This is a genomic window from Pseudoduganella plicata (assembly GCF_004421005.1).
Lineage (GTDB): Bacteria > Pseudomonadota > Gammaproteobacteria > Burkholderiales > Burkholderiaceae_D > Rugamonas > Rugamonas plicata.
This window is the reverse complement of record NZ_CP038026.1, coordinates 868,414-892,602: the sequence shown is the minus strand read 5'-3', so window position 1 is coordinate 892,602 and position 24,189 is coordinate 868,414. Positions and strand designations below refer to the sequence as shown.

The 24,189-nt window shown below is 67.0% G+C and carries 21 protein-coding genes and 1 pseudogene; 11 read left to right on the top strand and 11 right to left on the bottom strand.

What is annotated here, in order from left to right:
- Window positions 1–141: 141 nt before the first annotated feature.
- Window positions 142–336 (bottom strand): YqaE/Pmp3 family membrane protein, encoded by a 195-nt coding sequence (locus tag E1742_RS03735; protein ID WP_134383612.1) that lies wholly within the window; start codon window positions 334–336, stop codon window positions 142–144.
- A 274-nt stretch (window positions 337–610) separates the two neighbouring features.
- On the opposite strand from E1742_RS03735, the gene E1742_RS03730 reads away from it, so the two are divergent.
- The gene (locus E1742_RS03730) at window positions 611–877 is read left to right on the top strand and encodes a hypothetical protein (RefSeq protein WP_134383611.1); all 267 of its coding nucleotides are present in this window, start codon (window positions 611–613) and stop codon (window positions 875–877) included.
- Window positions 878–919: 42 nt separating this feature from the next.
- Here E1742_RS03730 and E1742_RS03725 read toward each other — a convergent pair whose 3' ends face one another.
- Entirely contained in the window at window positions 920–1,918 is a 999-nt protein-coding gene (locus E1742_RS03725) for a hypothetical protein (protein ID WP_134383610.1), read from the bottom strand.
- 131 nt (window positions 1,919–2,049) lie between these two features.
- Between E1742_RS03725 and E1742_RS03720 the strand changes: the two genes are divergently transcribed.
- The 4 genes and pseudogenes from E1742_RS03720 to E1742_RS03705 all read left to right on the top strand — a co-directional run bounded on the left by E1742_RS03720 (window position 2,050) and on the right by E1742_RS03705 (window position 5,713).
- Entirely contained in the window at window positions 2,050–2,829 is a 780-nt protein-coding gene (locus E1742_RS03720) for a hypothetical protein (protein ID WP_134383609.1), read from the top strand.
- A gap of 511 nt (window positions 2,830–3,340) precedes the next feature.
- Window positions 3,341–3,970 carry a phasin family protein gene (locus E1742_RS03715; RefSeq protein ID WP_134383608.1) on the top strand — a complete coding sequence of 210 codons (630 nt, stop codon included), beginning with the start codon at window positions 3,341–3,343 and terminating at the stop codon, window positions 3,968–3,970.
- A 270-nt stretch (window positions 3,971–4,240) separates the two neighbouring features.
- Window positions 4,241–4,555 (top strand): annotated as a pseudogene (locus E1742_RS03710) (LuxR C-terminal-related transcriptional regulator); the annotation flags it as partial.
- Between the two features lie 186 nt (window positions 4,556–4,741).
- Complete coding sequence (locus E1742_RS03705) at window positions 4,742–5,713, top strand: DUF3616 domain-containing protein (RefSeq protein ID WP_166793407.1); 972 nt, start codon at window positions 4,742–4,744, stop codon at window positions 5,711–5,713.
- Window positions 5,714–5,742: 29 nt separating this feature from the next.
- Here the strand turns inward: E1742_RS03705 and E1742_RS03700 are convergent, their stop codons facing one another.
- The 4 genes from E1742_RS03700 to E1742_RS03685 form a co-directional block, all read right to left on the bottom strand.
- Complete coding sequence (locus E1742_RS03700; RefSeq protein WP_134383605.1) at window positions 5,743–6,279, bottom strand: DUF4123 domain-containing protein; 537 nt, start codon at window positions 6,277–6,279, stop codon at window positions 5,743–5,745.
- A complete protein-coding gene (locus E1742_RS03695; RefSeq protein ID WP_134383604.1) occupies window positions 6,276–6,830 on the bottom strand; it encodes a hypothetical protein in 555 nt (184 codons plus the stop codon). Before E1742_RS03695 ends, E1742_RS03700 begins: the two co-directional genes overlap by 4 nt.
- Window positions 6,831–7,322: 492 nt before the next feature.
- Window positions 7,323–7,886 carry an acyl-homoserine-lactone synthase gene (locus tag E1742_RS03690; RefSeq protein ID WP_134383603.1) on the bottom strand — a complete coding sequence of 188 codons (564 nt, stop codon included), beginning with the start codon at window positions 7,884–7,886 and terminating at the stop codon, window positions 7,323–7,325.
- 186 nt (window positions 7,887–8,072) lie between these two features.
- Window positions 8,073–8,453 carry a DUF4902 domain-containing protein gene (locus E1742_RS03685; RefSeq protein WP_134383602.1) on the bottom strand — a complete coding sequence of 127 codons (381 nt, stop codon included), beginning with the start codon at window positions 8,451–8,453 and terminating at the stop codon, window positions 8,073–8,075.
- 294 nt (window positions 8,454–8,747) lie between these two features.
- Between E1742_RS03685 and E1742_RS03680 the strand changes: the two genes are divergently transcribed.
- The gene (locus tag E1742_RS03680) at window positions 8,748–9,458 is read left to right on the top strand and encodes a LuxR family transcriptional regulator (protein WP_189569134.1); all 711 of its coding nucleotides are present in this window, start codon (window positions 8,748–8,750) and stop codon (window positions 9,456–9,458) included.
- 237 nt (window positions 9,459–9,695) lie between these two features.
- Here E1742_RS03680 and bcaP read toward each other — a convergent pair whose 3' ends face one another.
- Window positions 9,696–11,090 (bottom strand): branched-chain amino acid transporter BcaP, encoded by a 1,395-nt coding sequence (gene bcaP, locus E1742_RS03675; RefSeq protein WP_134383601.1) that lies wholly within the window; start codon window positions 11,088–11,090, stop codon window positions 9,696–9,698.
- 311 nt (window positions 11,091–11,401) lie between these two features.
- Window positions 11,402–11,611, bottom strand: a complete 210-nt coding sequence (locus tag E1742_RS03670; RefSeq protein ID WP_134383600.1) for a hypothetical protein — start codon at window positions 11,609–11,611, stop codon at window positions 11,402–11,404.
- Window positions 11,612–11,880: 269 nt separating this feature from the next.
- Between E1742_RS03670 and E1742_RS03665 the strand changes: the two genes are divergently transcribed.
- Window positions 11,881–12,633: a Crp/Fnr family transcriptional regulator gene (locus E1742_RS03665; RefSeq protein ID WP_134387982.1), complete on the top strand. Its 753-nt coding sequence runs from the start codon at window positions 11,881–11,883 to the stop codon at window positions 12,631–12,633.
- Window positions 12,634–12,656: 23 nt separating this feature from the next.
- On the opposite strand, the gene E1742_RS03660 is transcribed toward E1742_RS03665, so the two are convergent.
- Window positions 12,657–12,866, bottom strand: a complete 210-nt coding sequence (locus E1742_RS03660) for a hypothetical protein (RefSeq protein ID WP_134383599.1) — start codon at window positions 12,864–12,866, stop codon at window positions 12,657–12,659.
- A gap of 123 nt (window positions 12,867–12,989) precedes the next feature.
- Window positions 12,990–15,140, bottom strand: a complete 2,151-nt coding sequence (locus tag E1742_RS03655) for a putative bifunctional diguanylate cyclase/phosphodiesterase (RefSeq protein ID WP_134383598.1) — start codon at window positions 15,138–15,140, stop codon at window positions 12,990–12,992.
- A 377-nt stretch (window positions 15,141–15,517) separates the two neighbouring features.
- On the opposite strand from E1742_RS03655, the gene E1742_RS03650 reads away from it, so the two are divergent.
- The 3 genes from E1742_RS03650 (at window position 15,518) to E1742_RS03640 (ending at window position 21,554) form a co-directional block, all read left to right on the top strand.
- Window positions 15,518–15,817 (top strand): hypothetical protein, encoded by a 300-nt coding sequence (locus tag E1742_RS03650; RefSeq protein ID WP_134387980.1) that lies wholly within the window; start codon window positions 15,518–15,520, stop codon window positions 15,815–15,817.
- Between the two features lie 290 nt (window positions 15,818–16,107).
- Window positions 16,108–20,637, top strand: a complete 4,530-nt coding sequence (locus tag E1742_RS03645; protein ID WP_134383597.1) for a PAS domain S-box protein — start codon at window positions 16,108–16,110, stop codon at window positions 20,635–20,637.
- A complete protein-coding gene (locus tag E1742_RS03640; RefSeq protein WP_134383596.1) occupies window positions 20,634–21,554 on the top strand; it encodes a diguanylate cyclase domain-containing protein in 921 nt (306 codons plus the stop codon). The genes E1742_RS03645 and E1742_RS03640 overlap by 4 nt, the downstream gene beginning before the upstream one ends.
- Before the next feature lie 9 nt (window positions 21,555–21,563).
- On the opposite strand, the gene E1742_RS03635 is transcribed toward E1742_RS03640, so the two are convergent.
- Complete coding sequence (locus E1742_RS03635; protein ID WP_134383595.1) at window positions 21,564–22,937, bottom strand: amino acid permease; 1,374 nt, start codon at window positions 22,935–22,937, stop codon at window positions 21,564–21,566.
- 423 nt (window positions 22,938–23,360) lie between these two features.
- Here E1742_RS03635 and E1742_RS03630 point away from each other — a divergent pair, with 423 nt between their 5' ends.
- Entirely contained in the window at window positions 23,361–24,170 is an 810-nt protein-coding gene (locus E1742_RS03630; protein ID WP_229466492.1) for a TorF family putative porin, read from the top strand.
- The last annotated feature ends 19 nt before the right edge of the window (window positions 24,171–24,189 follow it).

The following is a 24,189-nucleotide window of genomic DNA, read 5'->3' as shown; positions in this document are numbered from 1 at the left end:
CGGTTGGTCGGCTTCGGGCGCACGCTTGCGCCCACCCGGGCGATGGTGGCAAACAGGACCGCATATGGCGACTCCCGCACCGCCAGGTGCCGGTAACGCCTCTCTGCCGGCGCGCACGCGAACCGTCGTTCGCTGCGTGCCTTAACCCCGCTCGCGCATCGCCTCCGCGATTTTCTGGTCGGTCTTGTACTGGCTCAGCGCATACACAGCCCAGATGGTGGCGGGCAGCCAGCCCAGCAGGGTGATCTGGAGGATCAGGCAGATGATCCCGGCGATCGGCCGGCCGATCGTGAAGAAGGTCAGCCACGGGAAAATGAGGGCAATCAGCAGGCGCACGCAATCTCTTTCAGTGTGCCCCTGGTTCCGCGAGGCGCCGGTGGGGCGATCGCCCCGGTTTGCGGACATCTTAGCAGCGGCGGTAGCGACTTGCCAGAGCCGACCCGTACATGGCAGCGCCGCCGCGCACGATTGCGACAGGCTGAGTTATTCCCGGCCTGATATTATTGTTGCAACTAAAGCGCTGGCGTGCCCGCACTCGCGATACGCCAGCGCGATCCGATCAACGGCAGCGACCGACGCAAGAGCGGTCGCGCCATCAGAAGGGAAGACGATGAAAAGATTGATGACAATCCTGGTGACCGGCCTTGCCCTGGTCGCCGGCACGGCCAACGCGGCCGGATGCCTGAAGGGCGCCGCCGTGGGTGGCGTAGCGGGGCATGTGGCTGGCAAACATGGTGTTGTCGGTGCGGTGGGCGGCTGCGTTGTCGGCCGTCACATGGCCAACAAGAAGGCGAAGAAGGAGAAAGCCGCAGAGCAAGCGCGCGCCGAGCAGGCCAGACGGGACCGGGCTGCCGCCCAGACCGCCCCGGCACACTGACCCGGACCGTAGCGGCGTCCGGCCTCACTGGAGTGCCGTGCGCTAATTCCCCCTTGTCGTGCCCGCGTTCCGGCGCCTCATGAGCGCCGGCGTTGCCGTCTGCTCCTTCACCCACGCTCCCCAAAACTCGACACCTTTCATCAGCTGCAGCGAGTAGTCGAGGGATTGATGCGTGCCGTCGAACGACTCGCCCGGCGCCAGGTTGCGAAAGAAAAAGCCTACCTCCTCTTCATTGACGGGGCCGGCCGCCAGCACCGTTTCATACGTCTGGTTCGGCGCGACAGCCACCTGGCGGATGCGGCTGGCGGCAAACGTGGCGAACAGCGGCGGGTCGGCGCCACCGGCCATGTCCATCGCGCGGCTGTGGCAGGCCAGGCAGCTCGAGCGCGGATCGTCGACGGGACCGTTCATGCGGCCCAGGTAACCCAGCTTGCCGTCCGGCGCGCGGGTGGCAAACTGCGCGTCCGCGACCGGGTTGACCCAGCTCTGGGGCGGGCGCTTGCCCTGCGCAAAGTCCGCGCGCGTGAAATCGGGCGACGTGCCCCATTCCAGCCCTGCCGGCACCAGGTTATTCCAGTAGTGCGCATGACCAAGCCGCCCGTCGAAATAGAACGTGCCGAAGACCCACCCGTTCAGGCCATTGCCCGGTTTGTGCTTGATCGCCACGTCCACCTGCAGCAGCCGCAATGCCACCGGCTGACCGTTGCCGCGGATGTCTGCTTCCCATGTCAGGTTGTTGCCTTTCAGGTAGGGCGCTTCCTCATCCGTGGCGTCGGTAAACAGCAACTTGGCGCTGACGGTGCCCTCGGGGAAGCTGAAGCCGGCCGTCGTCGGCTGCGTGCGGTCTTTCCATACTTTCGCGAACGCTGTCGCGCCCACCCGGTTGTAGAAACCGATGGCCCAGTTGTTGGTGCGGCGCGTCTGCTGCGCGCTCAGCTCGTGCAGGCGGCTGCCGCGCTCGAACGTCAGGCCATGGACGGGTTCGCGTGCCGGGTGCATCCATGCGGCGTGATACCAGTCCCGCTTGCGGTTCTTGTGCAATGCCCAGTCGACGGCCGCGTTGCCCTCGACGAGATAGTCCAGTACGGCCTGCAGATAGCGTTCCGGTTCGGTCCGGGTAGTCGATCGCCGCCCATGCCGGGTTTCCGGGCTTGGCCGTCTGCGGGTAGTTGTTGCGCACCCTGAAGCAGGGTTTGGCGGGCAGGCAGGGACGCTGCGCCGACGTGCGGAACTCCTGCCGCGCCAGGCGCTTCGTCTGTTCGCTCATCGTCAGTGCGCCGGCGGAAGAGCTCAACAGGGCCAGCATCGCAAGACACGCCAGTGCTTTCATCGATCTCTCCCGGCCTGCCCGGATGGGCCGCCCGGAAAACATCGTAGCAACCGACATCGCGGCGGTCACCGCGCGAGACAATTTCACGACAACGTTAAACAGTCCGATGATGGTTCTGCCGTGCCAGTGGCAATATTGGTCAGCACCGGCCTGCCCGGTACGTGCAGGGCAGCAGGCGCGACAGGTCTATCAGTGCGAACAACTGCGAAAACCGTTCCGCACTGACGCCCATCGCGCGAGGCGACGGACGCCACCGGGCAAAACCGGACAGGCTGCCGCAAAGGGCCTGACGGCGCCGGCACGGGAAGGCGACGCGCGCCACCTTGCGCTCGCGGCTGAGCATCTGGACCAGGTTCTCGCCGGCGGAGCCAGCCCGCCGGACCGTCTTTCGCGCCCGCTTGCAGGCTCTGACGTGCACCGCACGCTCGCCAGATCCGACGCGGCGAACATCATAAACAGGCATCGTTATCTTGATCATTATATGTTTCGAGAGATTACCTTACCTTCACTGCTGGCAATTGCGCCGATAGTGGATTCGCGCCGCGACCATCAATTGGCACGATGCCGGTGGCGCCTGGATTCGATTGGGCTGGCCCGCGATAATCGCCCGCACGCGGCGTAAATCTGTCTCGCAAACCGGGATTCGGCCTTCTGAATATATTGTGGTGCACCCCGGCGATTTCAGTTGCATATTAATAGGTGCATTCCTGCGGTTAATGTGCGGCCATATAATAAGACAGCTGGATTCGGGGATTGGCCGGCGGTCTTCCCCCTATACGCCGGGGGCGCGGAGCGTCTTTCTGCGTCTGACGGGGTGTTTGCTTGCAGCTGTGAAGGCGAATTTCCCTGGTCGTGAAAGGCAGGAAATAAACGAGGCGGCCGGGAATTGTTTTATGACGGCAGTACAGTTGCGGTGTAATAAATCTCGCGTCCCGCGAGGCCAATCTCATCCATATGTCAAACGCCCGTCATAAACGGGGATTAGGGTATGCATTCGCTTCCGCCCATTGCTCAGTGGACGGGGCGAAAAAGGCAGCACGCTGCCAATTGTCTCCTGGCCCGCCAGACGCCGATAACAGAATTGCCTGACGTGGTCGAATTCCAACGCGCTTTATCATTTATAAAGGTCAGTCATGTTCCCATTCTCTCAATCCGTCACGCCCGCCGTACGTTCGCACCTGGATGCCCAGGTCGCGTTTCTGAACGACATGTCGAAATCGCTGTCCCGCTCCTTCCAGGACCTGTGCCAGCTGAACATCCAGCTGGGCCAGTCGCTGATCGAGGAAAGCACCATCGCCGGCCACCGGCTGCTGACGACGAACCGTGCCGACGACGCGATCTCGGTCGCCGCGTCGCGCGCCCAGCCCGCATCGGAAAAATTGCGCGCTTATGGCCAGCACATTTCTCGCGTGGCCGCCGATGCCCAGGTCGAGCTGGCCCGCGTGGCCGAGCAACACGTGCAGGAAACGTCGCGCACGGCGCAGACCCTGGCCAATGAAGTCGCACGCGTCGCGGCGGAGGAAAGCGAACGCAGCAAGCGTCAGCAGGAAGAGTCGCTGCGCAACTTCCGCGATCCGTTCGAGCACGATTCGCACCGCCATAGCGGTAACGGCAACGGCAGCAGCGCGCGTGGCCACCTGCAAGCGGGCGAAGGCGGCAGCATGCAGGTCGATGGCGAAGCCGGCGGCGCGTCGATGCACGGCAATGTGCAGGCTTCGCAACCGGCGCAGCAGTCGGGCAAGGGCGCCGGCAAGAACGCCTGACCCGTAGCTTTACACGTTGACGCTGCGAAGGTCTGCTTCAGGGCACCGGCCTTCGCAAGCCGTCGATCGGGCGCTTGTCGCGGGCGGGAACGCCCATGACAAGCGCCCCCCGATCCCATCGCCTGAGACCCCTATGCTGCCGCAGCGGCATCCCCTCCGGGTCGAATGACCCAGCCTTTCCCAGCCGGATCGCCCCGATCATGAGCCGCAGCGCTGCTTGCGCCCGGAATATGGCGCGATGCGCGCGCCGCACCATGGTTCCCGTCGCGCCGTGCGCCGCGCCGCGCCGCCGCCGGCGCGGCAATGGTGGCCGAAGCGATGACGGCCAAGCTGGTGGCGCAACTGCAGGCAGGCGGGCGCACGGCGGAACCGGCATCCGACATCGACCGCCTGACGTCGCGCGAGAAGGAAATCTTCGAGTGCCTGGCGCGCGGCGATAGCAACAAGGTGATCGCGCGCTCGCTGGACCTGTCGGAAAGCACCGTCAGGATCCACGTGCAGGACGTGCTGAAGAAACTGCACGTCTCCAGCCGCCTGCAGGCTGCCGTGTTTGCGGTGGAGCACCGGCGCATGCAGCATGGTTGATCGTTGTCGGCGCCGGTGACGTTGTCGTTCACGCTGTCTGGTAAGGCTTGGGCGGACCGGCCGGCGCGGCCGCGCCTCGACCGCTGGGAAGACCCGGGGCGTACGGCTGTGCTGGCACGGCGGGCGCACGTCTGCTATGTTGACGGCATGGACAATGAACCAGGGAAGACCTTCAAGGAGACCGCCGTGCCTGCCGACCCAGCAATACCACCCCAGCCCTACATTCATTACGGCATCTGCGACGCCTCCGCCGCGCTGGCGCTGGACGAGCGGCGCTTCGTGGTCGCCGACGACGAACGCAGCGTCCTGAACATCTTCCGCTTCGATGGCGCCGATGCAGCGGACTCCGTCAACCTGGACGCCTTCCTGGGAACCGGCAAGGACGACGAAGCCGATCTGGAAGGTTGTGCGCTGAGCGGCGACACGATCTACTGGATCGGATCGCACGGCGCGGATGGCGACGGCATGCCGGCGCCACTGCGGCGGGTGCTGTTTGCAACGCGGCTGGAGGAGGGGGCGCGGCCGGGAGAGCGGACGCTGCGCCAGTTCGGCCGGCCTTACCGCCGCCTGCTGGAAGACTTCGACGCTTCGCCCGCGCGCGAGGGTTATGACCTGCTGGGCGCCGCCCTGATGGACCCGAAGAAAGAAGGCGGGCTCAGCATCGAGGGCCTGGCCGAGACACCCCGGGGCGCGTTGCTGATCGGGTTGCGCAATCCCGTGCCCGCCGACGGCGCGCTCGTGCTGACGCTTGAAAACCCGGCGGACGTCGTGCAGGGCGGCGCCGCCCGGTTCGGGCCGTGCTTCACGCTCGACCTGGGTGGCCTGGGCATCCGCAGCATCGAACGCCACGGGGAGGGCTACTACATCGTCGCCGGGCCGTTCGACAAAGACAAATCCAGGGACAAGGACAAAGCGGACAGGAACAGCCGGTTCGCCTTGTTCCGCTGGTCCGGCATTCAAAACGACCGGCCCGAGCGTGTGGCGTTCCCTCTGCTGGCCGGCCTGACGCCGGAAGCGCTGTTCTTCGATCCGGCCGGCACGCTGCACATCCTCAGCGACGATGGCAGGAACCAGCCCGGCGGCAACGGCAAATGCAAGAACCGGGCAGCTGCCGACCGCCAGTTCCGCCGTATCGCTGTTCCGCCCGGCGCGTACTGACGGGCGCGTACTGACGGGCGCGGCGCGGGTCAGCGCGGATGGAAGCTGCGCAGCCCGTCCGCGTCCATGCAATGCAGCGCCTGCGCGGGACCGAACACGATGCGCTTTTCTTCAGGCGTGCAGGTGGGCAGGTAGATCGCCAGCACGCGCGGGTCGTAGAAGCGGAAGTACAGTTCGCGTCCGCTTTCGTCGCGCACCCACAGCAGCTTCTTGAAGTGCAGCCGCAATTGCCGGGTGCTGACGTGCGCCGGTGCCGTGACAAGGATGCCCTGGTGGCATGCGGCCCGGCCGATCAGTTCGCGCGTCTGCGCCGACGCGGCGGAAAGGTGTACCAGCCAGGGAGCCGCGGCCTGCAGCCGCGCCGTCAGCGGGCCGGCAAACAGGCAGTCGTGATCGAGCTTGCCCAGGCGGATGCGCGCCGCCAGCTGCGGGTCGGCGGCACCGTCCACCAGCATGTGCACCTGCGTACCCTCCAGCGAGTCGCCGGCCGGCCACAGCGTGGCGATGGCCGCCGCGACGGCCGCGTCGACGCTCCCGTCGGCAGATGTGTCGAGAATGTCGGTCATGCCGGCTGCTCCCCCGCGGCCTGCTGCCGTTCGCGTTCCTGGCGCCGCTGTTCGCAGACGGCGCAGAATGGCTTGGCGCCGGCATGGGCCTGCTCCAGGCCTGCCGCCTGTACGTCCTGGTCCAGCGCCGCCGTGCGTTCCACGACCGGCTCGGCCGCCGGCTCGGCGGTTTTCGAGCCGCTGGGCGGCGGCACGGGCGGCGTGGCGGACACGGCGCCCCGTTTTGGTCCTGGTACCGGAGCGGGCGCCTCGTCCGCCGTTGCGCCCGAGCGTCCGCCAGAGGGCACGGTGCGGCGCACCAGATGCAGCCTGCGCGTGACCAGCAGCAGGGCCAAGCCGCGCCAGATGGCGTCGTCCCCTGCCGGTGCGGCCGCGCCGTTGGCCGCCAGCAGGTCGCGCAGCGCCGGCAGGGCCGTCGGTGGCACGGCCTGCGCACGCAGGAACTGTTCGGCCTCGCGCTGCGCGGCGAACGTGATGGCCTGGCTGGCATCGGCCGGGGGGAAGCGCGACAGTGCCAGCCGGACGGGGTGGGTGCTGAGGCAGATGTCCATAGTGCTCCCGTGCGGTAGCGGTGCGGCGATGCGTCGAAACCGGATCTGACGCCAAGGTCAGGGCTGGCGGACCTCTCGGCCGGACACGATGTTTGGCTATACCGCCTAGTATCGACGGTGATGGCGCCCTGGACAACGAGAATATGGGCGGGGGGCACCCGGCGGGCAACGGTGCTGCTCATGCCACCGTGACCGGTCGTGCCTGGCGCCGGCACGCGGCACTTCCTGAATTCGGCCGGGCCTCGCGTACGCGAGGAAACGTTCGATACAACAGGGCGCACGCCGGCCGCCGCGCGGCGGACAAGGAGCGTGCCGGCAAGCTGGCCGTACGCCTGGCCGGCTTCGCGTTCCTGCGGCTCAACGACAATATCGTCGTGCCACCGGTATTGGCGCAGCCGCGACTCGCGCGGTCTATGGCAATGCGGGGCCAGACGATGAAGCGGCGGTGCAGATCGGGGCGCAGCCGGCCCCCGATGCCGTGCCGCCAATCGCTTACCCCGGCTGGCGGACCTCGATCCAGCAGGCGAAGATGGGATGCCCGCCGATGATCATCGGCGGCCCGGCACGGTGGGCGTGGAAGCCGGCGCGACGCAGCAGCCGTTCGATGCCGATCGGCGACACGGTAATCAGCCGTTTGGCACCCTGCTCGGCGGCGAAGGCGATGGAGTCCTGCAGCAGCTTGACCGCCACTTCCGACGAGAACTGCGACAGCGCCGACGTCGTACGGCTGTTGAAGTCCACGGCCGCGAAGCGCGACAGTTCCCAGATATCGTCGCTGCACGGCACAGGCGCGCCGTTCATCAGCTCGGGAAAAACTTCGCCCAGCAGATAGGGCTGGCTGGTCGGCAGCAGCCGGGCGCAGCCGTTGACGTTGCCCTTGTCGTCCTGCGAGACGACGTACAGCGTGTCCGGACGATCGAACTGGTCCAGTTCCTCGCCGTTGCGTGTGGTCAGTTCCCATCCCAGCGTTTCGACAAACACCTTGTGGCGGTATCGACCGACCTGGTTGAACAACTCCTTGCTGAGAGTGCTGCTGGTACCCGCGTTCTTGTTCATTCCCCGCTCCGTTGTAGTGGTAAGACTGGTTGATCAGGAGTTGCCATTTGACTATTTTTGCGTCGCGGCCAAAACTGTAACTTCTGACAGTTGGGATTGTGGGAGTGCCTGCCGGTCAGCGGGGCTGACAGCATCGGGACGGGAGAGTCCGAGGGGGCGGGGTCGCGGCGGTGCCGGATGGCAGCATCAGCCGTCGTAGCGGCGCTGCAAGTAGCGCAACGTTTCCTCCTGCCAGTTGGAGCGGTCGATCAGGATTTTCAGCAGGGTGCTGCTGTCGGCGATATCGTCGGCGGCGCCCGGGCGCATGACCACGCACAGGTTGCTGCGGGGATCGCCCACGCGGCGCAGCGCGACGCCGTCGCTGCCGGCGCGCATCTCCCAATCCCAGCCCATCGTCAAAACGGGCTCGCCTTCGCCCACCCACTCGGTATAACCTGTGATGGCGCTGGCAAATGCTCCATCGCCGGGATGGCCGGTGTCGTCCTCGTCAAGCGCGGAAACCAGATGACGCAGCGCGCGCCGCTGCATGGCGTCAAACGTCATGCGTACGTAGGGCTTATCGGACATGGAAATACCTCTCTGATAGCGGCGCCCGGCGCGCCGTAAGGGTTATTGAAGCGTGGGCGGGCCGTCCCGGCCACTGTTAACGTTGACAGCCAGAGACAATCTTTTTTCGATCGACGCCTCCGCGCAGGTAACTTTTGATTTGACGGCAAATTTCCATGCTGCTATTGTGACTTGCAATAAGAGACGCTCTCTTCGCGCCACAGGTGGCGCGAAGCAAACGGGCGCGCGCCGCCGATATGGCGGGCATTGTGGCGATGCCGACGCACGGTGCGCCGCTTCTAGGGAGTTGATACTGTGAATTTCACGCAATGGCAGGACCTGCAGCTGCAGGGTTTGCTCACGGCGACAACGGAGGACGATCTGTTCGCCGTGCTGTCGGCTGCCGCACGCGACCTGGGATTCGAATACTGCGCATATGGGCTGCGGATGCCGCTGCCCGTGTCGAACCCGAAGGTATACATGCGCAATAACTACTCGCCGCACTGGCAGGAGCGTTATGCGCGGCTGAACTACGTGCGCGTCGATCCCACGGTAGCGCACGGCATGAAATCGGTGCTGCCGCTGGTGTGGACCGACAAGGTGTTCGACCAGTGCCAGGAGTTCTGGGAAGATGCGCGCCACCACGGCTTGCGCGTGGGCTGGGCCCAGTCCTCCTACGATGCGCGCGGCGTGGGCGGCCTGCTGACCCTGGCCCGCTCGCATGACAGGCTGAGCGAGTCGGAACTGCGCGACCACTCGCTGAAAATGTCCTGGCTCGTGCAGGTGGCGCACGAGGGCATGACGCGCGTCGTGTCGATCGCCGCGCCGTCGGGGCCGGCGTTGACGGCACGCGAGCTGGAGGTGCTGCGCTGGACGGCGGACGGCAAGACGTCCGGCGAGGTCGGCCAGATCATGCACATCTCGGAACGCACCGTCAATTTCCACGTCAACAATGCGCTGGCCAAGCTGGGTGCCGTCAACAAGACGGCCGGGGTCGTCAAGGCGGCCATGCTGCGGCTGCTCTAGCCGATCCCGCGGGGGAGGTTACGGCCCCTTGGCCGGCACGGGCTTAGGGGCAGGCGGATACACCGCAGCCATTACGTGGCAGACCGGATGAGGCACGCCACGCCACCTGGCGTCAAGGACGGGGAGTTGCAGGCTCTTCCGGGCTGTCGTACCTTGGCGTGGCGGGCCGGAAAAAAAGGCACATGTCACCGCGTGACATGTGCCTTTTCTCTTACTGCGAGCAGCGCGCAGAAGGCATCAGCGCGGATGCAACAGCGAGCGTTTGCGCGCGTAGGCGAAATAGACCACCAGGCCAATCAGCAGCCAGATGCCGAACGCGATCCACGTTTCCAGCGACAGGTAGGACATCAGGCCGAGGCAGCAGACCACGGCCAGCGCCGGGACGAACGGCACGCCAGGACAGCGGAACGCGCGGTGCAGTTCGGGACGCGTGCGGCGCAGCACGATGACGGCCACCGACACCAGGCAGAACGCCGCCAGCGTGCCCATGTTGACCAGTTTGGCCAGCGTGTCCAGCGGGATCAGCGCGGCGATCAGGCTGAAGATGATGCCCACCACCCACGTGGCGAAGTAGGGCGTGCCGTGTTTCGGCGAAATTGCCGACAGGCGGGCCGGCAGCAGGCCGTCGCGCGACATGGCGAAGACCACGCGGGTCTGGCCGTACAGCATCACCAGGATGACTGTCGTCATGCCGAGGATCGCGCCGGCGTCGACAAAGCTGGCCACCCAGTTTTCACCGGCGAATTTCAGTGCCAGCGAGACGGGGTGATCGACGCCTTCGAACTGCTTGAACGGCACGATGCCGGTCATGATGGCCGACACCGTCACGTACAGCAGCGTACAGACGGTCAGCGAGCCGATGATGCCGATCGGCAGGTCGCGCTCGGGACGCTTGACTTCCTCGGCCGCGGACGTGACGGCATCGAAACCGATGAAGGCAAAGAACACCAGGGCGGCCGCGCCCAGCACGCCCGTATGGCCGAACGGCATGAACGGCTGCCAGTTGGCGGGCTCCACATGGCGGATGCCGACGGCGATAAACAGCACGACGACGCCGATCTTGATGGCCACCATCACGTTGTTCAGGCGGGCCGACTCGCGCACGCCCAGGGCCAGCAACCACGTCAGCACGAGCATGATCAGCAGCGCAGGCAGGTTGAAATACGTCACCTTGCCCGGCACGGCGCCGGGCGCGGCTGTCAGAGCGTCCGGCAGGTGCCAGCCGACACTGGCGATCAGCGACTGGAAGTAGCCGGACCAGCCGACCGATACGGCGGACGTGGCCAGGCCGTATTCCAGCATCAGGTCCCAGCCGATCATCCATGCCACCAGCTCGCCCATCGTGGCGTAGCTGTACGTATAGATGGAGCCGGCGACGGGCACCGTGGAGGCGAATTCCGCGTAGCATAGCGCGGCAAAGGCGCAGGCCACCGCGGCGATGACGAACGACAGCGGCAGCGCGGGGCCCGCGGTCAGGGCGCCCGTGCCGGTCAGCACGAAAATACCGGTACCGACAATGGCGCCGATACCCATGAGCACGAGGTCGAAGGGGCCAAGGACTTTCTTCAGGCCGCCCGGTTTGCGGCTGGCCGCGACCATATCGTCGAGATTCTTAGTTCTGAAAATACTCACTGCTTCTCCAATTGGGTGACTGGTTGTCTCGTCATGCCGAGCGTTGCCGGGTAGGCCCGCAGCGGTTCTTTGTCGGACGGCCGGCCGAGGCCGGCGCGCCGCCGCCGCATACTAGCACACGGCGCAACAGTGAATCAGAGTTAACAGATTGCCGAAAGGGGAATTGTTGCGCAGACAACAAACTGACGGGAGATGTGCGATGGAGCTTGGCAAATGGCGCGGGAGTGTGGCAGGCGGGGCACCGAACGCGGTTGACGTGTGCAACGGCCCGACCTGAGCAGGCGGCACCGGGCGGCGCCGCCGGAGGGGGCTCAGTGCAGCAGGCGGCCGCGGCTGTCAACGTATTTGCTGCGGGCTTCCATGTCGGCCATGCGATCGAGGCGGGCCTGTACCAGGCGGTGCCAGGCATCGGCCCATTTCGATGCCGTAACGCTCTCCTCGGTCGAGCTGGCATACAGCGTGCGTTCGACAGCGCGTTGTTGGCGTTGCAGTGCGTATGAGACTTTGACAAAGTTGTTCATGAAAGCGGTCTGAGGTGGCCCGGCGACATTGCCCTTGAGACGTATTTTCGCGGATTCGCCTCGCCGTGAATGTGCGCCAGTTCACGTAGGACTTAGATTACAGCGCCGAATGCTTCTGTACTACATTGCGTGGACCCTTCGTCCGACTCTCAAAACAAGGGCTCAGCAATAAAGTGGAGGAAATGACAACAACACTACAGGTAACCGACATGTTCAAGACCCTCCAGACCGAATCGACCACGCTGCGCGCGCCTCTGCAAACGCTGACGATGCCCGCCGAGCGCGCCTCGGCCAAGCGCGGCCAGGCGCTGCCGCAAGGCATCAGCCTGGCGGGCGTGCAGCAGAACGAACTGCTGCGTGCGTTGCCGCAGGCGGAACTGGAGCGACTGATCCCGGATCTGGAACTGGTAGCCATGCCTGTCGGCAAGCATCTGTACGACTTCGGCGAAAAGGTCGAATACAGCTATTTCCCCACGACGGCCATCGTCTCGCTGCAATATGTCAACGAGGACGGCATCACGACGGAAATCGCCGTGGTAGGCCGTGAAGGCGTGGCCGGCGTGACGATGTACAAGGGCGAACGCGCCAGCAACACGGCGGTCGTGCAGGGTGCCGGCTACGGATACCGCATGCGTACCGATACGCTGCGCGAACTCTTCGGCGAAGGCGGCATGCTCGCCCAGCAACTGATGCGCTACACCAGCTGCCTGTTTGCCCAGCTGGCGCAGAACGTCGTCAGCAGCCGCCACAGCAGCATCGAGCAGAAACTGTGCCGCTGGCTGCTGGAGCGGATCGACCGTTCGCCATCGCTTGAGCTGAAAGTGACACAGGAGCTGATCGCCAATCTGCTGGGCGTGCGCCGCGAAAGCATCACGGCCGCTGCCGGCAAGCTGCAGGCCGAAGGGCTGATCCAGTGCCGCCGCGGCATGGTCGTCGTGCTGGACCGCGCAGGGCTGGAGCGCTGCGCCGGTGCCTGCTACTTCGCCGCCCGCGGCGCGCTGGCCCAGATGGCCGCGCACTGATCCATACCAGCCTGCCTGAAAATTCAGTGCGTGGTCTGCCGCCTCGGCACGGCCCCGTCCGGCGCCTGCGACAGCACGCGCAGAATGGTTTCGGGCGGCAGGCCGTGGCTGGCCAGATAGGCCCAGGCCAGCGCTGCGCCGCATTCCCTGTCGAAGCGGATCGCTTCGTCCACGGCGATTGCCAGGGCGGTATCGCGCCGGCGCTCTCCGTTCGGTTCGCTTGCCTGAAACATTTGGGCTCCTCGGCTCGTTCACATGCTGTTCAAACGTCAGCATCTCCCGTTGTGTGGTGCAAGTCAAGCCGTCCCGGCGAATACAGCGATGCCCACTGAGAAGGCTTATACGGCGAACAGGGCTTATACGCCGTGCACGCCGTAGCGGCGTTCGAACTCGTCCAGCGGGAGGGCCGGCGCGAACAGAAAACCCTGGTATGCGTCGCACTGCTGCGCCCGCAGGAAGCCGAACTGCTGTTCGTTTTCCACGCCTTCGGCAATGACCTTCATGCCCAGCGTCTTGCCCAGGGTGACGATCATCTCGGCAATGGCGCCCGCATCGGACCCCTGGCATGCATCATGGACAAAGGAACGGTCCACCTTCAGCGTGCCGAACGGGAAACGCCTGAGGTAGCTGAGCGAGGAATAGCCCGTGCCGAAGTCGTCCAGTGAAAACAGCACGCCCTGTGCGCGCAGCGCAACCATCTTGTCGATTACGTCGTCCTGTGCCAGGATGCTTTCCGTCAGCTCCAGGCTCAGCCGCGCAGGAGGCGCGCCCGTTTCCGCCAGGATCGCCATCACACGGCTGACGAAGTCCGGCTGCACCAGCTGCTGCACGCTGATGTTGACGGCCAGTGCGATATCGCACAGCACGGGCAGGCGTGCCCAGCGGGCCAGGCAGGCGCACGCGTCCAGCAGCACCTGGTCGCCCAGCGCGACGATGAGCCCCGTGCTTTCGGCCAGGTCGATGAATTCGGCCGGGCCCACCAGCCCGCGTTGTGGATGCTGCCAGCGCAGCAGCATTTCGCCGCCGACCAGCTTGCCATCGGCGCTGAACTGGGGCTGGCAATGCAGCGGGAAGTTGTGCAAGGACAGGCTCGTGCGCAAATCGTTCTCCAGCACACTGCGCGCGTCGATGGCGGCCTGCATGGCCGGATCGAAAAAGCGCAGCGTGTTGCGGCCGGCCGCCTTGGCGTGGTACATGGCGATGTCGGCCTGCTTCATGACCGTGTCCATCGGGGTGCCGCCGCCAATCAGCGCGATCCCGATGCTGGGCGTGACGGTGATGGCGCGCGTGCCCAGCCGGTGCGTGCGCTCCAGCAGCACCAGAATCTTGTGGGCGACTTTCTCGGCCTCGACGGCGGCTTTATCCACCGTCGCACCCAGATCCTCCAGTGCCACGACAAACTCGTCTCCGCCGAGCCGCGCCAGCTGGTCGCTGTCGCGCACGGCGTGACGCAGCCGGTCCGCGACCTGGCGCAGCAGCAGGTCGCCCGCATCGTGGCCCATCGTGTCGTTGAGCTGCTTGAAATTGTCCAGGTCGATGAACAGCAGGGCGCCGACGCGGCATTGGCGGCTGCCGCGGCTGGCGACCTTGGCCAGCTGTTCCAGCAGATGGCGCCGGTTGGGCAGCCCTGTCAGGTGATCGAAATAGGCCAGGTGGTGGATGCGCCGCTCGCTTTCCTTGCGCTCCGTCAGGTCGGTATTGGTCCCCGACACGCGGACCGGACGCCCGGCGCCGTCGTGCTGCACGAAGCCGCGCGTCAGCACCGGCACATAACGGCCGTCGCGGTGCGCCAGACGCAGCTCGACGCTGAAGCTGTCGCGCGAGCCCCCCAGCAGGTCCTGCATGAATGTGGCGATGTGCCGGCTGTCGTCCGGATGCAGGAAGCGTCGCCACGAGAGCTGGTCGGCATGTACTTCGCCCGGCTGGTAGCCCAGCATCTCCCACCAGCGCGCGGAAAAGTAGGCTTCGCCCGTGCGCAGGTCGAAATCCCAGACGGCGTCGCGCGAGCCTCTCAGCACGAGGCGCAGGCGCTCGTCCGACTTGCGCAACTGCTCCTCCATGTCCTTCAGGCTGGTGCAGTCGGTGAAGCAGACGACGACCTGGGACAGGTAGCCGGTCGCGTCGCGCACGGGATAGCCGTTGCAGATCATCCACGACGTCGCGCCGCCAGGACGGCGCAGCCCGGCAATGAAGCCGGACAGCGGGGCGCCCGAGCGCAGCACCTGATGCACGGGATACAGCTCGGCCGGCATCGGGCTCCCGTCCCCCTGGACCAGGGCCCATTCGGGCGCGCTGGCGGCGGCCCCCTGCAATTGCCGCAATGGCCGGCCCAGCAGCCGTTCGGCCGCCGGGTTGGCCGACAGGATGACGCCGTCCGCGGCGTGGACCACGACGCCGGCCGGCAGATGCGCGAGCAGCTGTTCGAGGTGCAGATCGGCGGGCGGATTCGCGTGGCGCGGCAAGGCGGACGCGTCCACCGGTACGGCTGGATGATCGTGATTTTTCATTGTCGGCGCCTCCCTGCCGATCCTACCGCGTTCCGCGCAAGTCGGGCGCGCCCTGCGCGATATTGCAGAAAAGCCACATGCGCACGTGCCGATTGCATTTAAAGAATTTTTCGTGCACTATAGAAACCAGTTCGCCGACCTCAAACTTCTGTCGCGCGGATTCGAGTTCCCTTCCGCACCTCCGCGGGGACGCCACTCCTGGCGCATCTCACACTCACCGGTATCTTCTCGCACGACGCGCCGCCACGGCCCCTCATGCAGGCACCGGTTTATCGTCCCGGCGCCTGCCGGGGCTTGTGAACTGCAATTGACTGGAGAATGACATGACGACCCAACACACGATGACTGCGATGACCCTGGCAACCCTGGCGGCACCGATGCCCAATGCCGGCGAGCCGCTGCTGAACTACGACCCGAACCGCCTGCTGGACCACCTGATCGACGTGCTCGACCTGAAGAACGACGCGGCCCTGGCCCGCACCCTGGAAGTGGCACCGCCCGTCATCAGCAAGATCCGCCATTTCCGCCTGGCCATCGGCCCTTCGCTGCTGATCCGCATGCATGAAGTGAGCAACATCACGATTGCCGGCCTGCGCGTGCTGATGGGCGATCGCCGCGGCAAGTTCCGCGTGGCGTTTTCGCAGAACGACGTACCGGCGCAGGCGCTGCACGCCTGATGTACCGGCCGGGCGGAGCGGTGCTGCCGCGCCCGGCCCGCCGCCCACGCCGCACCGCGCCGTCGAATGGTGCGCGGTAGCTTGCGCCAGTGCCAGCCCCGCTCATGTAGCATGACCTGCGCGGCAACTCCGGTTGCCGCGCGAGCCGCCCGCGGTGCTGGTGTCTTCGCCTCCAGACAGGATCGATCCATGCCCATCTTCACGGTGGTGGCCTTGTTGGCCCGCCGCCCCTCTGCCGTTTTCGCCGCGCCCGCGGCCCTTCGCCCCGGCCGCGTGCCAGGGACGCGGGTGTGAGCTTGACTCCGATCCTGCCGCGCCAGCGGCTCGGCACGTCACTCGCCCTGTGGGCATCGGCCAGCGCGCTGCTGCTGACGGTGGTGCTCGTGCTGCTGCTGGGATTTCTGTCGACGGAAGAGCTCAAGCGCATGATCGGCGCCGGCCTGGCCGAGCGCGCCCGCCATGGCGCCCAGCAGCTGGACGCGACGATGCATGAACGCTATCGCGACGTGCTGCTGCTCGCGGGCCGGCCCGAGCTGCGCGCGCCGGGGCTGTCGCCGGGCGCCCGCCGCGAAGTCATCGAGGCGCTGCAAGGCAGCTATCCCATGTATGCCTGGATCGGCCTTGCCAATCTGGACGGCGTCGTCACGGCATCCACCGGCGGCCTGCTGGAAGGGGCGAACGTGGCGAAGCGCCCGTGGTTTGCCGGCGCACTGGCCGGCCTCTACGTGCATGACGTGCACGAGGCCGTCCTGCTGGCAAAGCTCCTGCCCGTGCAGGCGGGCGGCCCGCCGCGCTTTGTCGACATTGCCTTTCCCGTCCTCGGGCCGGACGGCAAGCCCGTGGCCGTGCTGGGCGCGCACCTGAACTGGCGCTGGGCGGAACAGATCCGCAGCCGGTTCGACCTGGCCGCGACGTCGGGCGAACAGACACTGATCGTCGACCGCGCCGGCAAGGTCCTTTCCGGACCGGCGGGGTTGGCGGGTACCGTGATCGCCTCGGCCAGCCTGGCCGCCGCCCGGGACGGCGAGACCGGCAGCGCCGAGGAACGCTGGGCCGACGGCCATACGTGGCTGGTCGCCGCGGCGCCGACGTCCGGCGTGGGCGACTACGCGGGGCTGGGCTGGGTCGTGCTGACGCGGCAGGATGCGCAGTCGGCGTATGCGCCGGTGCGCGAGCTGCAGCTGCGCGTGTTCAGTGTGGGCGTGGCCGTGGCGCTGGCGTTTTCACTGCTGGGCTGGCGCGTCTCGCGCCGCATCACCCAGCCACTGCTCGATGCCGCCACGTCCGCCGCCGCCATCGAGGAGGGCGCCGACCGTACCATCGACGTTGCCCCGGGCAGCTTCTTCGAGCTGGCCGCGCTGACGGGGGCCGTCAACGCCAGCCTGCGGCGCCTGCGCGAGCAGCAGAAAGAGCTGACAGCGATAAACGCCGAGCTGGAACACCGGGTCGAACAGCGCACGGCCGACCTGGCGAGCTCGCTCGACACGGTGCGGCGCAGCGAGGAACGCATCCGCACGATCCTCGAGACGGCCCAGGATGCGTTCGTCGGCATGGACAGTGCCGGCCGCATCACCGACTGGAACCCGCAGGCCGAGCGCATGTTCGGCTGGCGCCGCGACGAGGTGCTGGACACGCCGCTGCACGACGTGGTCGTGCCGCCCGGTTTGCGCTCCGCCCATCGACGGGGTCTGGATCGCTTCATGGCGACGGGCGAGGCGCGCGTGCTGGGCAGCCGCCTGGAACTGCTGGCGCTGCGCCGCGACGGTACCGAGTTCCCCGTCGAGATGACGATCGGCCTGATCGACGTCGCGGGCGTGCGCTCGTTCGGCGCGTTCGTCAACGACATTTCGGCACGCCGCCGCATCGAGCGCGAGCTGGAAAGCGAACGCACGCTGCTGGCCGCCGTGCTGGAGGCGATCGACGTGGCCGTCGCCGCGTGCGACGAAGCGGGTGCGCTGACCCTGTTCAACCGCGCCGCACGCGAGATCTATGGCATCCCGCGCGACGCGACGATACGCAAGGACTGGCTGGAGCACTGCAGCGTGTACGCGCCGGACGGCACGGAGCCGGTGGCGCCGGCCGCAGTGCCGCTGGCGCGCGCGCTGGCGGGCGAGACGATCAGCGGCTTGGAGATCGTCATCGCCCCGCCGGGCCAGCCGGCGCGACACCTGCTGTGTTCCGGACACGCACTGGTGACGGCCGACGGCAAGTCGCTGGGCGCCGTGGTGGCCAGCAGCGACATCACGGCACGGCGAGAGGCCGAGCGCCGCCTGGCCGACAGCGAGCGCTTCCTGCGCACGATGGCCGACAACAACCCGGCCATGATCGGTTACGTCGACCGCGACCGCATCTACCGTTTCGCCAACCGTACCTATGGAGCGACGCTGAACCTGGCGCCCGAGGCGATCGTCGGGCGCCACATGCGCGACGTGCTGGGCGAGCCGGCCTATGCCGTCGTTGAGCCGCACGTGGCCCAGGCGCTGGCGGGAAAATCCGTGCACTTCGAAACGGACTTCCAGCATCCCAGCTGGCCGCGCTACTTCATGGGCGACTACGTACCCAACATCGACGCAAACGGCGTCGTGCTGGGCTTTCACACGATGGTGACGGACATCACCGACCGCAAGATGGCGGAGCTGGGCCACGCGCGCAACGAGCGCCTCGCGCAGGCCGCCAACCGCGCCAAGAGCGAGTTCGTGGCCAACGTCAGCCACGAGATCCGCACGCCGATGAACGCCGTGCTGGGGCTGACGCACCTGTTGGACAAGACCGGCCTGACGCCGCCGCAGCGCGAATACGTGGCCATGATCCAGTCGTGCGGCAAGACGCTGGTGGGCATCATCAACGACGTGCTGGACTTCTCCAAGATCGAGGCGGGCCGCATCGACATCGCCGCGCTGCCGTTCCCGCTGTCGCAACTGGTCGAAGGCATCGCCACGGCCATGCGCGCCAGCGACAAGCCGATCAATCTCGTCGTCGACGTTGCGCCGGACCTGCCGCCGGCCTATATCGGCGACGTCACGCGGCTGCAGCAGGTGGTCATGAACCTGGTCGGCAATGCGCTCAAGTTCACGACGGCAGGCGAAGTCGTCGTGACGATCTCGCGCATCGCCCAGCATGGCGCCACGGCGTCGCTGCGGATCGACGTGCGCGACACCGGCATCGGTATCAGCGAGGAACAGCTGGCGCGGCTGTTCCGGCCGTTCGAACAGGCCGACGCGGGCATCTCGCGCCGCTTCGGCGGCACGGGGCTTGGCCTGACGATCGCGCGCCAGCTGACCGAGCTGATGGGCGGACGCATCGCCGTCGCCAGCGTCGTTGGCGCGGGCAGCACGTTTACCGTGACGCTGCCGCTGACGTGTGCTCCCGCGGTGCCGGCACCGGCGCAGGTGGGCGGACGGCTGCTCGTGATCGACGTCTCGCCGGCATGCCGCGGCGGGATCGAACACGCGGCCGCCAGCCTGGGCTGGACGGTCGTCACGGCGTCCGACACAGAGGCGGCCGGGGAACTGCTGGCCGCAGCGCCGGTGGATGCCTTGCTGACGGGCGCGGCGCAACCGGGCGTGCAGCGCCTGCTCGACGCGCATGCCGCGCGCTGGCCGGAAGCGCAGGCGGCGCTGCTGCAGCTGACGGGCGGCCCGGACCGCGGCGTGGCGCCGCTGCCGGGCGCGGTGCCGCTGGCCCGGCCCGTGACCGCGCACAGCCTGCGCAGCGCGCTGGCGACGCCGGGGCGCCACGCCGCGGTCACGCAGCGCGAGAACCTGCCGGCTGGCGGCACGGGCCTCGCGGGCGCTCGTATCCTGCTGGTCGAGGATAATGCGCTCAACCAATTGGTCGCGAAAGGTATACTGGAGCCGGCCGGGGTGGTCGTGACGGCCGTCTGGAACGGCCAGGAGGCCGTGGACGCGATGAGCGCGGACCCGACGCGTTACGACCTGGTGCTGATGGACGTGCAGATGCCTGTCATGGACGGCTACACGGCCACGCGGCTCCTGCGCACCCGCCTCGGCGTGCGCCAGCCGATTCTGGCCATGAGCGCCGGCGTGACGGCCGCCGAGCGCGAAGAGTGCCTCGCGGCGGGCATGAACGATTTTATTGCAAAGCCGGTCGATGTGGAGCAGATGATGGAAAGCTTGCGGCAACACCTGGGACGGACGGACAAGACGGCGGGCGCCGCCGCGACGCCCGCCTTGCCCGCCGCCGCCGTGTTCAATGTGGACCGGCTGGCCGCGCTGGGCGCCGGCGACCCGGGCCAGCGCCTGGCCCTCGTCACGCTGGTCGAACGCATGGCCCGGGAAGCGCCGGCCGAGCTGGCGCGGGCGCGCGAGGTCTGGGAGGAGGGCGATGCCAAGGCGGCCGGGGCGACCCTGCACGCGCTGCGCGGTGGCGTCGGCAGTCTTGGCGCGCGCGACTTTGCCCAGGCCACGTTGCGGCTGGAAGCGGCATTGCGCGAAGGGCGCGGTGCACTGGTGGCAGGGCTGTTCGACGAAGTCGCGCGCCAGCTCGGCGCCACGGCGGCGGCGGCGCGCGCCTGGCTGGCGGCCCAGGCCTCATCAGCACCGGAGCCTGTGTCGTCCGGCCAGCCGGGCGAGCGGCCGGCGGCGCTGGCCGAATGGCTGGCGCTGCTGGAGCAGCGCGACCTGGACGCCGTGACGCACTATGAAACGCTGCGGACATGGCTGGGCACGCAGTTGTCCGCCGAGGACGATGCCGTCGTCGCGGCCGCCATGGGCGCGCTCGACTTCGATACCGTGCTGGCCGTGCTGCCGGAGCGGCTGCGGCATGATCCCGCCGCGTCGCCCCGCAGGGAGACGCCATGACCGCGGTCACGCAGAGCGACAGCACCATCCTGATCATCGACGACAACGCCGACACGATCCGCCTGCTGTCGGCCATGGTGCGGGGCCAGGCGCGGGTGCTGTTCGCCACCAACGGCGCGGCCGGCATCGACATCGCCCGGCTGCAGCGGCCGCAACTGATCCTGCTCGACGTCGAGATGGCGGGGATGGACGGCTTTGCCGTTTGCGACGTCATCCGGCGCGACCCGGCCCTGCGCAGCAGCGCGATCATTTTCGTCACGGCGCAGTCGTCGCCGGAAGCGGAAATCGCCTGCCTGGACGCGGGCGCCGTCGACTTCATCCCCAAGCCGCTGAACGCGGCCGTGGTGCAGGCGCGTGTGCGCACCCATCTGCGGCTGCAGGCGGCACTGGCCACGCTGGACGGGCTGGCACACCAGGACGGCCTGACGGGCCTGTTCAACCGGCGCCATTTCGACAGCCAGCTGGCCACGGAGTTCGCCCGCCACCGCCGCCACGGCATGCCGCTGGGACTGGCGCTGGTCGACGTCGACCACTTCAAGCTGTACAACGACCAATACGGCCACCAGCAGGGCGACGCCTGCCTGAAGGCCGTGGCGGGCGCGATCCGCGAAGGCGCGCGCCGGCCGGGCGAGCTGGCGGCCCGTTACGGCGGCGAGGAATTCGTCGTGTTGCTGCCCAATACCCGGCGCGAGGAGCTGCTGACGTACGGCGACTGGCTGTGCAGCCGTGTGACGATGCTGGACCTGCCGCATCCCACCGCCCCGACGGCACCGGCCGTCACCATCAGTGTCGGCCTGTGTTCCATGCTGCCGGCCGAAGGCGATACGCCCGAAGCGTTGCTGCACAAGGCCGACATGGCGCTGTACGAAGCCAAGGCCGCCGGGCGCAACCGCGGTGTGGTCGCCGGTCCGGACTGACCGGCGGCGTCAGACCGGCGCGCGGCTTTCGGGCGTGGCGGCATTGCGGCCCTTGAGCCGGTAGCCGACATACAGTGCGCCCAGCCAGACGGGAATGAGCCATACCGACAGGCGCAGCTCCGGCGTCAGGTACATCACCACCAGCACACCGGCCAGGAAGGCCAGGCACAGCCAGTTCGACAGCGGATGCCACGGGCTCGGGAAGCCCGTCGTTTCGCCGTGGGCGCGCTTGTGGGCGCGAAAGCGCAGGTGGATCCAGCTGATCATGCCCCAGTTGATGATCAGCGCGGAAACGACCAGGCCCATCAGCAACTCGAACGCCTTGCCCGGCATGAAGTAGTTCACGCACACACAGACGGCGGTCGCCAGCGCGGAAACGCCCAGCGCGGCCAGCGGTACGCCGCGACGGTTCACCGTCAGCATCGCACGCGGCGCATTGCCCTGCAGTGCCAGGCCGTACATCATGCGGCTGTTGCAGTAGACGCAGCTGTTGTACACCGACAGCGCCGCCGTCAGCACGACGATATTGAGCACCGTCGCCACCCATTCGCTGTCGAGGGCGTGGAAGATCAGCACGAACGGGCTGCCGCCGGCCACGACCTTCTGCCAGGGGTACAGCGACAGCAGCACGCCCAGCGCGCCGATGTAGAAGATCAGGATACGGTAGATGGCCTGGTTGGTTGCTTTGGGAATGGTGCGCGACGGGTCGTCCGCCTCGGCAGCCGTGATGCCCACCAGTTCCAGCCCGCCGAAGGAGAACATGATGACGGCGATCGCCATCACGAGGCCTGTGACGCCGTTGGGGAAGAAGCCCCCGTGGCGCCACAGGTTCGCCACCGACGCTTCCGGCCCGGCATTGCCCGAAACGAGCAGCCACGCGCCGAAACCGATCATGCCGACGATGGCGACCACCTTCACGATGGCGAACCAGAACTCCATCTCGCCGAACGCCTTGACGTTCGACAGGCTGATGCTGTTGATGATGACAAAGAACGCCAGCGCGGACACCCAGGTGGGGACGTCCGGCCACCAGTATTGCACGTAGATGCCCACGGCCGACAGTTCGGCCATGCTGACCAGCACGTACAGCACCCAGTAGTTCCAGCCCGACAGGAAGCCGGCCAGCGGGCCGCAGTACTTGTCGGCGAAATGGCTGAAGGAGCCGGCCACCGGTTCGTCGACAACCATCTCGCCCAGCTGGCGCATGATCAGGAAGGCAATCACGCCGGCCACGGCGTAACCCAGCAGCACGGACGGCCCGGCCATGCGGATCGTTTGCGCGATCCCGAGGAAGAGGCCAGTGCCAATGGCGCCGCCCAGGGCAATCAACTGGATGTGCCGGCTTTTCAGGCCGCGTTTGAGCTCGTTCTTTCCGTCTGCCATGGCAACCTGCGGTGGTGATAAAAGAGCACGATTCTAAAGCATTGCACGACGCTAAGGTAATCCGCGGCATGCGCGGCCGCCGAAGTGCGGCAAAAGCATGGCAGCGCCAACGCGAAGCCCGCGCGGATGCCCGATGGATGCGCGCGGGAACCAGGCTCCGGTCTGCGAGACGATGTCGCGGATGATTTGCGGCGACGGCTGCCAAGCCCCCGCAAGCGGGATGCTGGCGGCCTGACAACTCGTTGAATCGCCTGCAACGGCGGGCGCCGTTGTGTTGTTTTGACGTACGTCAAACAATTTATTGCGTGGCGGGTTGGGCAACTTCTGCCGGAAAAGGCGCATCGCCATTGTAGGATTGCTCTACGGATACACCAATCCTCCATCCCCGCGGCAGTGCCGCACCTCAGGATTTCGGACACCATCATGATGCATGGCCACGGACGGCTCACGCCCGCGTTTCCCCTTGTTTTCCTCACGCTGCTGTGCGGCTCGGCCGCGCACGCCCAGATCGTCGACGGCGCCACGATGGCACCCGCCGCGCAGGCGTCGTTGACGGCCAATGCCACCCTCGTCAGCCAGTATGTCTCACGCGGGGTGCGCCAGAGCTGGGGCAAACCGGCGGCGCAGGCGGGCATCGACTACGCCCACCCGAGCGGCTGGTCGGCCGGCACGTGGGTATCGACGATCAGCGACCGCTTCGTTGAAGAAGGCACGGTCGAACTGGACATCTACGGCGGCTACAGCGGCACGGCCGGCGCGATCGGCTACAGCGCGCTGGCCTACTACTATAAATATCCGCGCGCCGTCATCAGCGCTACCGGCACGAAGTTCGATTACGCCGAGCTGTCCGGCGGCCTGACGTACAAGTCGCTGTACGGCAAATACAACTACACGGTCACGCGCGACTTCTTCGGCGTCACGAACGCACGCGGCACGGGCTACCTGGACGTGGGCGCCAACCATGAACTGGGCGACGGCTGGATGCTCAACCTGCACGCCGGCGACGGCCGCGTGGCGGGACACGGCAACGATATCTGGAACTGGCGTGACGCCAGGGCCGGCGTGACCAGGACGCTGGGTGGTGGCTGGAGCGCCGCCGTGGCCTACACGCGCGCCTGGGGCAGGACCGACATCTACAAGACGTACACCACCGGCGTCGCCAGGGGCGGCGCGATCGACTACGCCGACGTCACGCGCGGCACGCTGGTCGTTTCCGTGACCCGTACTTTCTGAATCCGAAGCAACCGCAGCA

Bases quoted from the DNA above. Each gene is read 5' to 3' on its own strand.
- E1742_RS03655 (WP_134383598.1), bottom strand. From the start codon at position 15,140: ATGAAAAATCACGATCATCCAGCCGTACCGGTGGACGCGTCCGCCTTG.
- E1742_RS03715 (WP_134383608.1), top strand. From the start codon at position 3,341: ATGTTCCCATTCTCTCAATCCGTCACGCCCGCCGTACGTTCGCACCTG.
- E1742_RS03690 (WP_134383603.1), bottom strand. From the start codon at position 7,886: ATGAACAAGAACGCGGGTACCAGCAGCACTCTCAGCAAGGAGTTGTTC.
- E1742_RS03730 (WP_134383611.1), top strand. From the start codon at position 611: ATGAAAAGATTGATGACAATCCTGGTGACCGGCCTTGCCCTGGTCGCC.
- E1742_RS03660 (WP_134383599.1), bottom strand. From the start codon at position 12,866: ATGTTTCAGGCAAGCGAACCGAACGGAGAGCGCCGGCGCGATACCGCC.
- E1742_RS03635 (WP_134383595.1), bottom strand. From the start codon at position 22,937: ATGGCAGACGGAAAGAACGAGCTCAAACGCGGCCTGAAAAGCCGGCAC.
- E1742_RS03685 (WP_134383602.1), bottom strand. From the start codon at position 8,453: ATGTCCGATAAGCCCTACGTACGCATGACGTTTGACGCCATGCAGCGG.
- E1742_RS03640 (WP_134383596.1), top strand. From the start codon at position 20,634: ATGACCGCGGTCACGCAGAGCGACAGCACCATCCTGATCATCGACGAC.
- E1742_RS03670 (WP_134383600.1), bottom strand. From the start codon at position 11,611: ATGAACAACTTTGTCAAAGTCTCATACGCACTGCAACGCCAACAACGC.
- E1742_RS03650 (WP_134387980.1), top strand. From the start codon at position 15,518: ATGCCCAATGCCGGCGAGCCGCTGCTGAACTACGACCCGAACCGCCTG.
- E1742_RS03695 (WP_134383604.1), bottom strand. From the start codon at position 6,830: ATGGACATCTGCCTCAGCACCCACCCCGTCCGGCTGGCACTGTCGCGC.
- E1742_RS03630 (WP_229466492.1), top strand. From the start codon at position 23,361: ATGATGCATGGCCACGGACGGCTCACGCCCGCGTTTCCCCTTGTTTTC.
- E1742_RS03700 (WP_134383605.1), bottom strand. From the start codon at position 6,279: ATGACCGACATTCTCGACACATCTGCCGACGGGAGCGTCGACGCGGCC.
- E1742_RS03665 (WP_134387982.1), top strand. From the start codon at position 11,881: ATGCCCGCCGAGCGCGCCTCGGCCAAGCGCGGCCAGGCGCTGCCGCAA.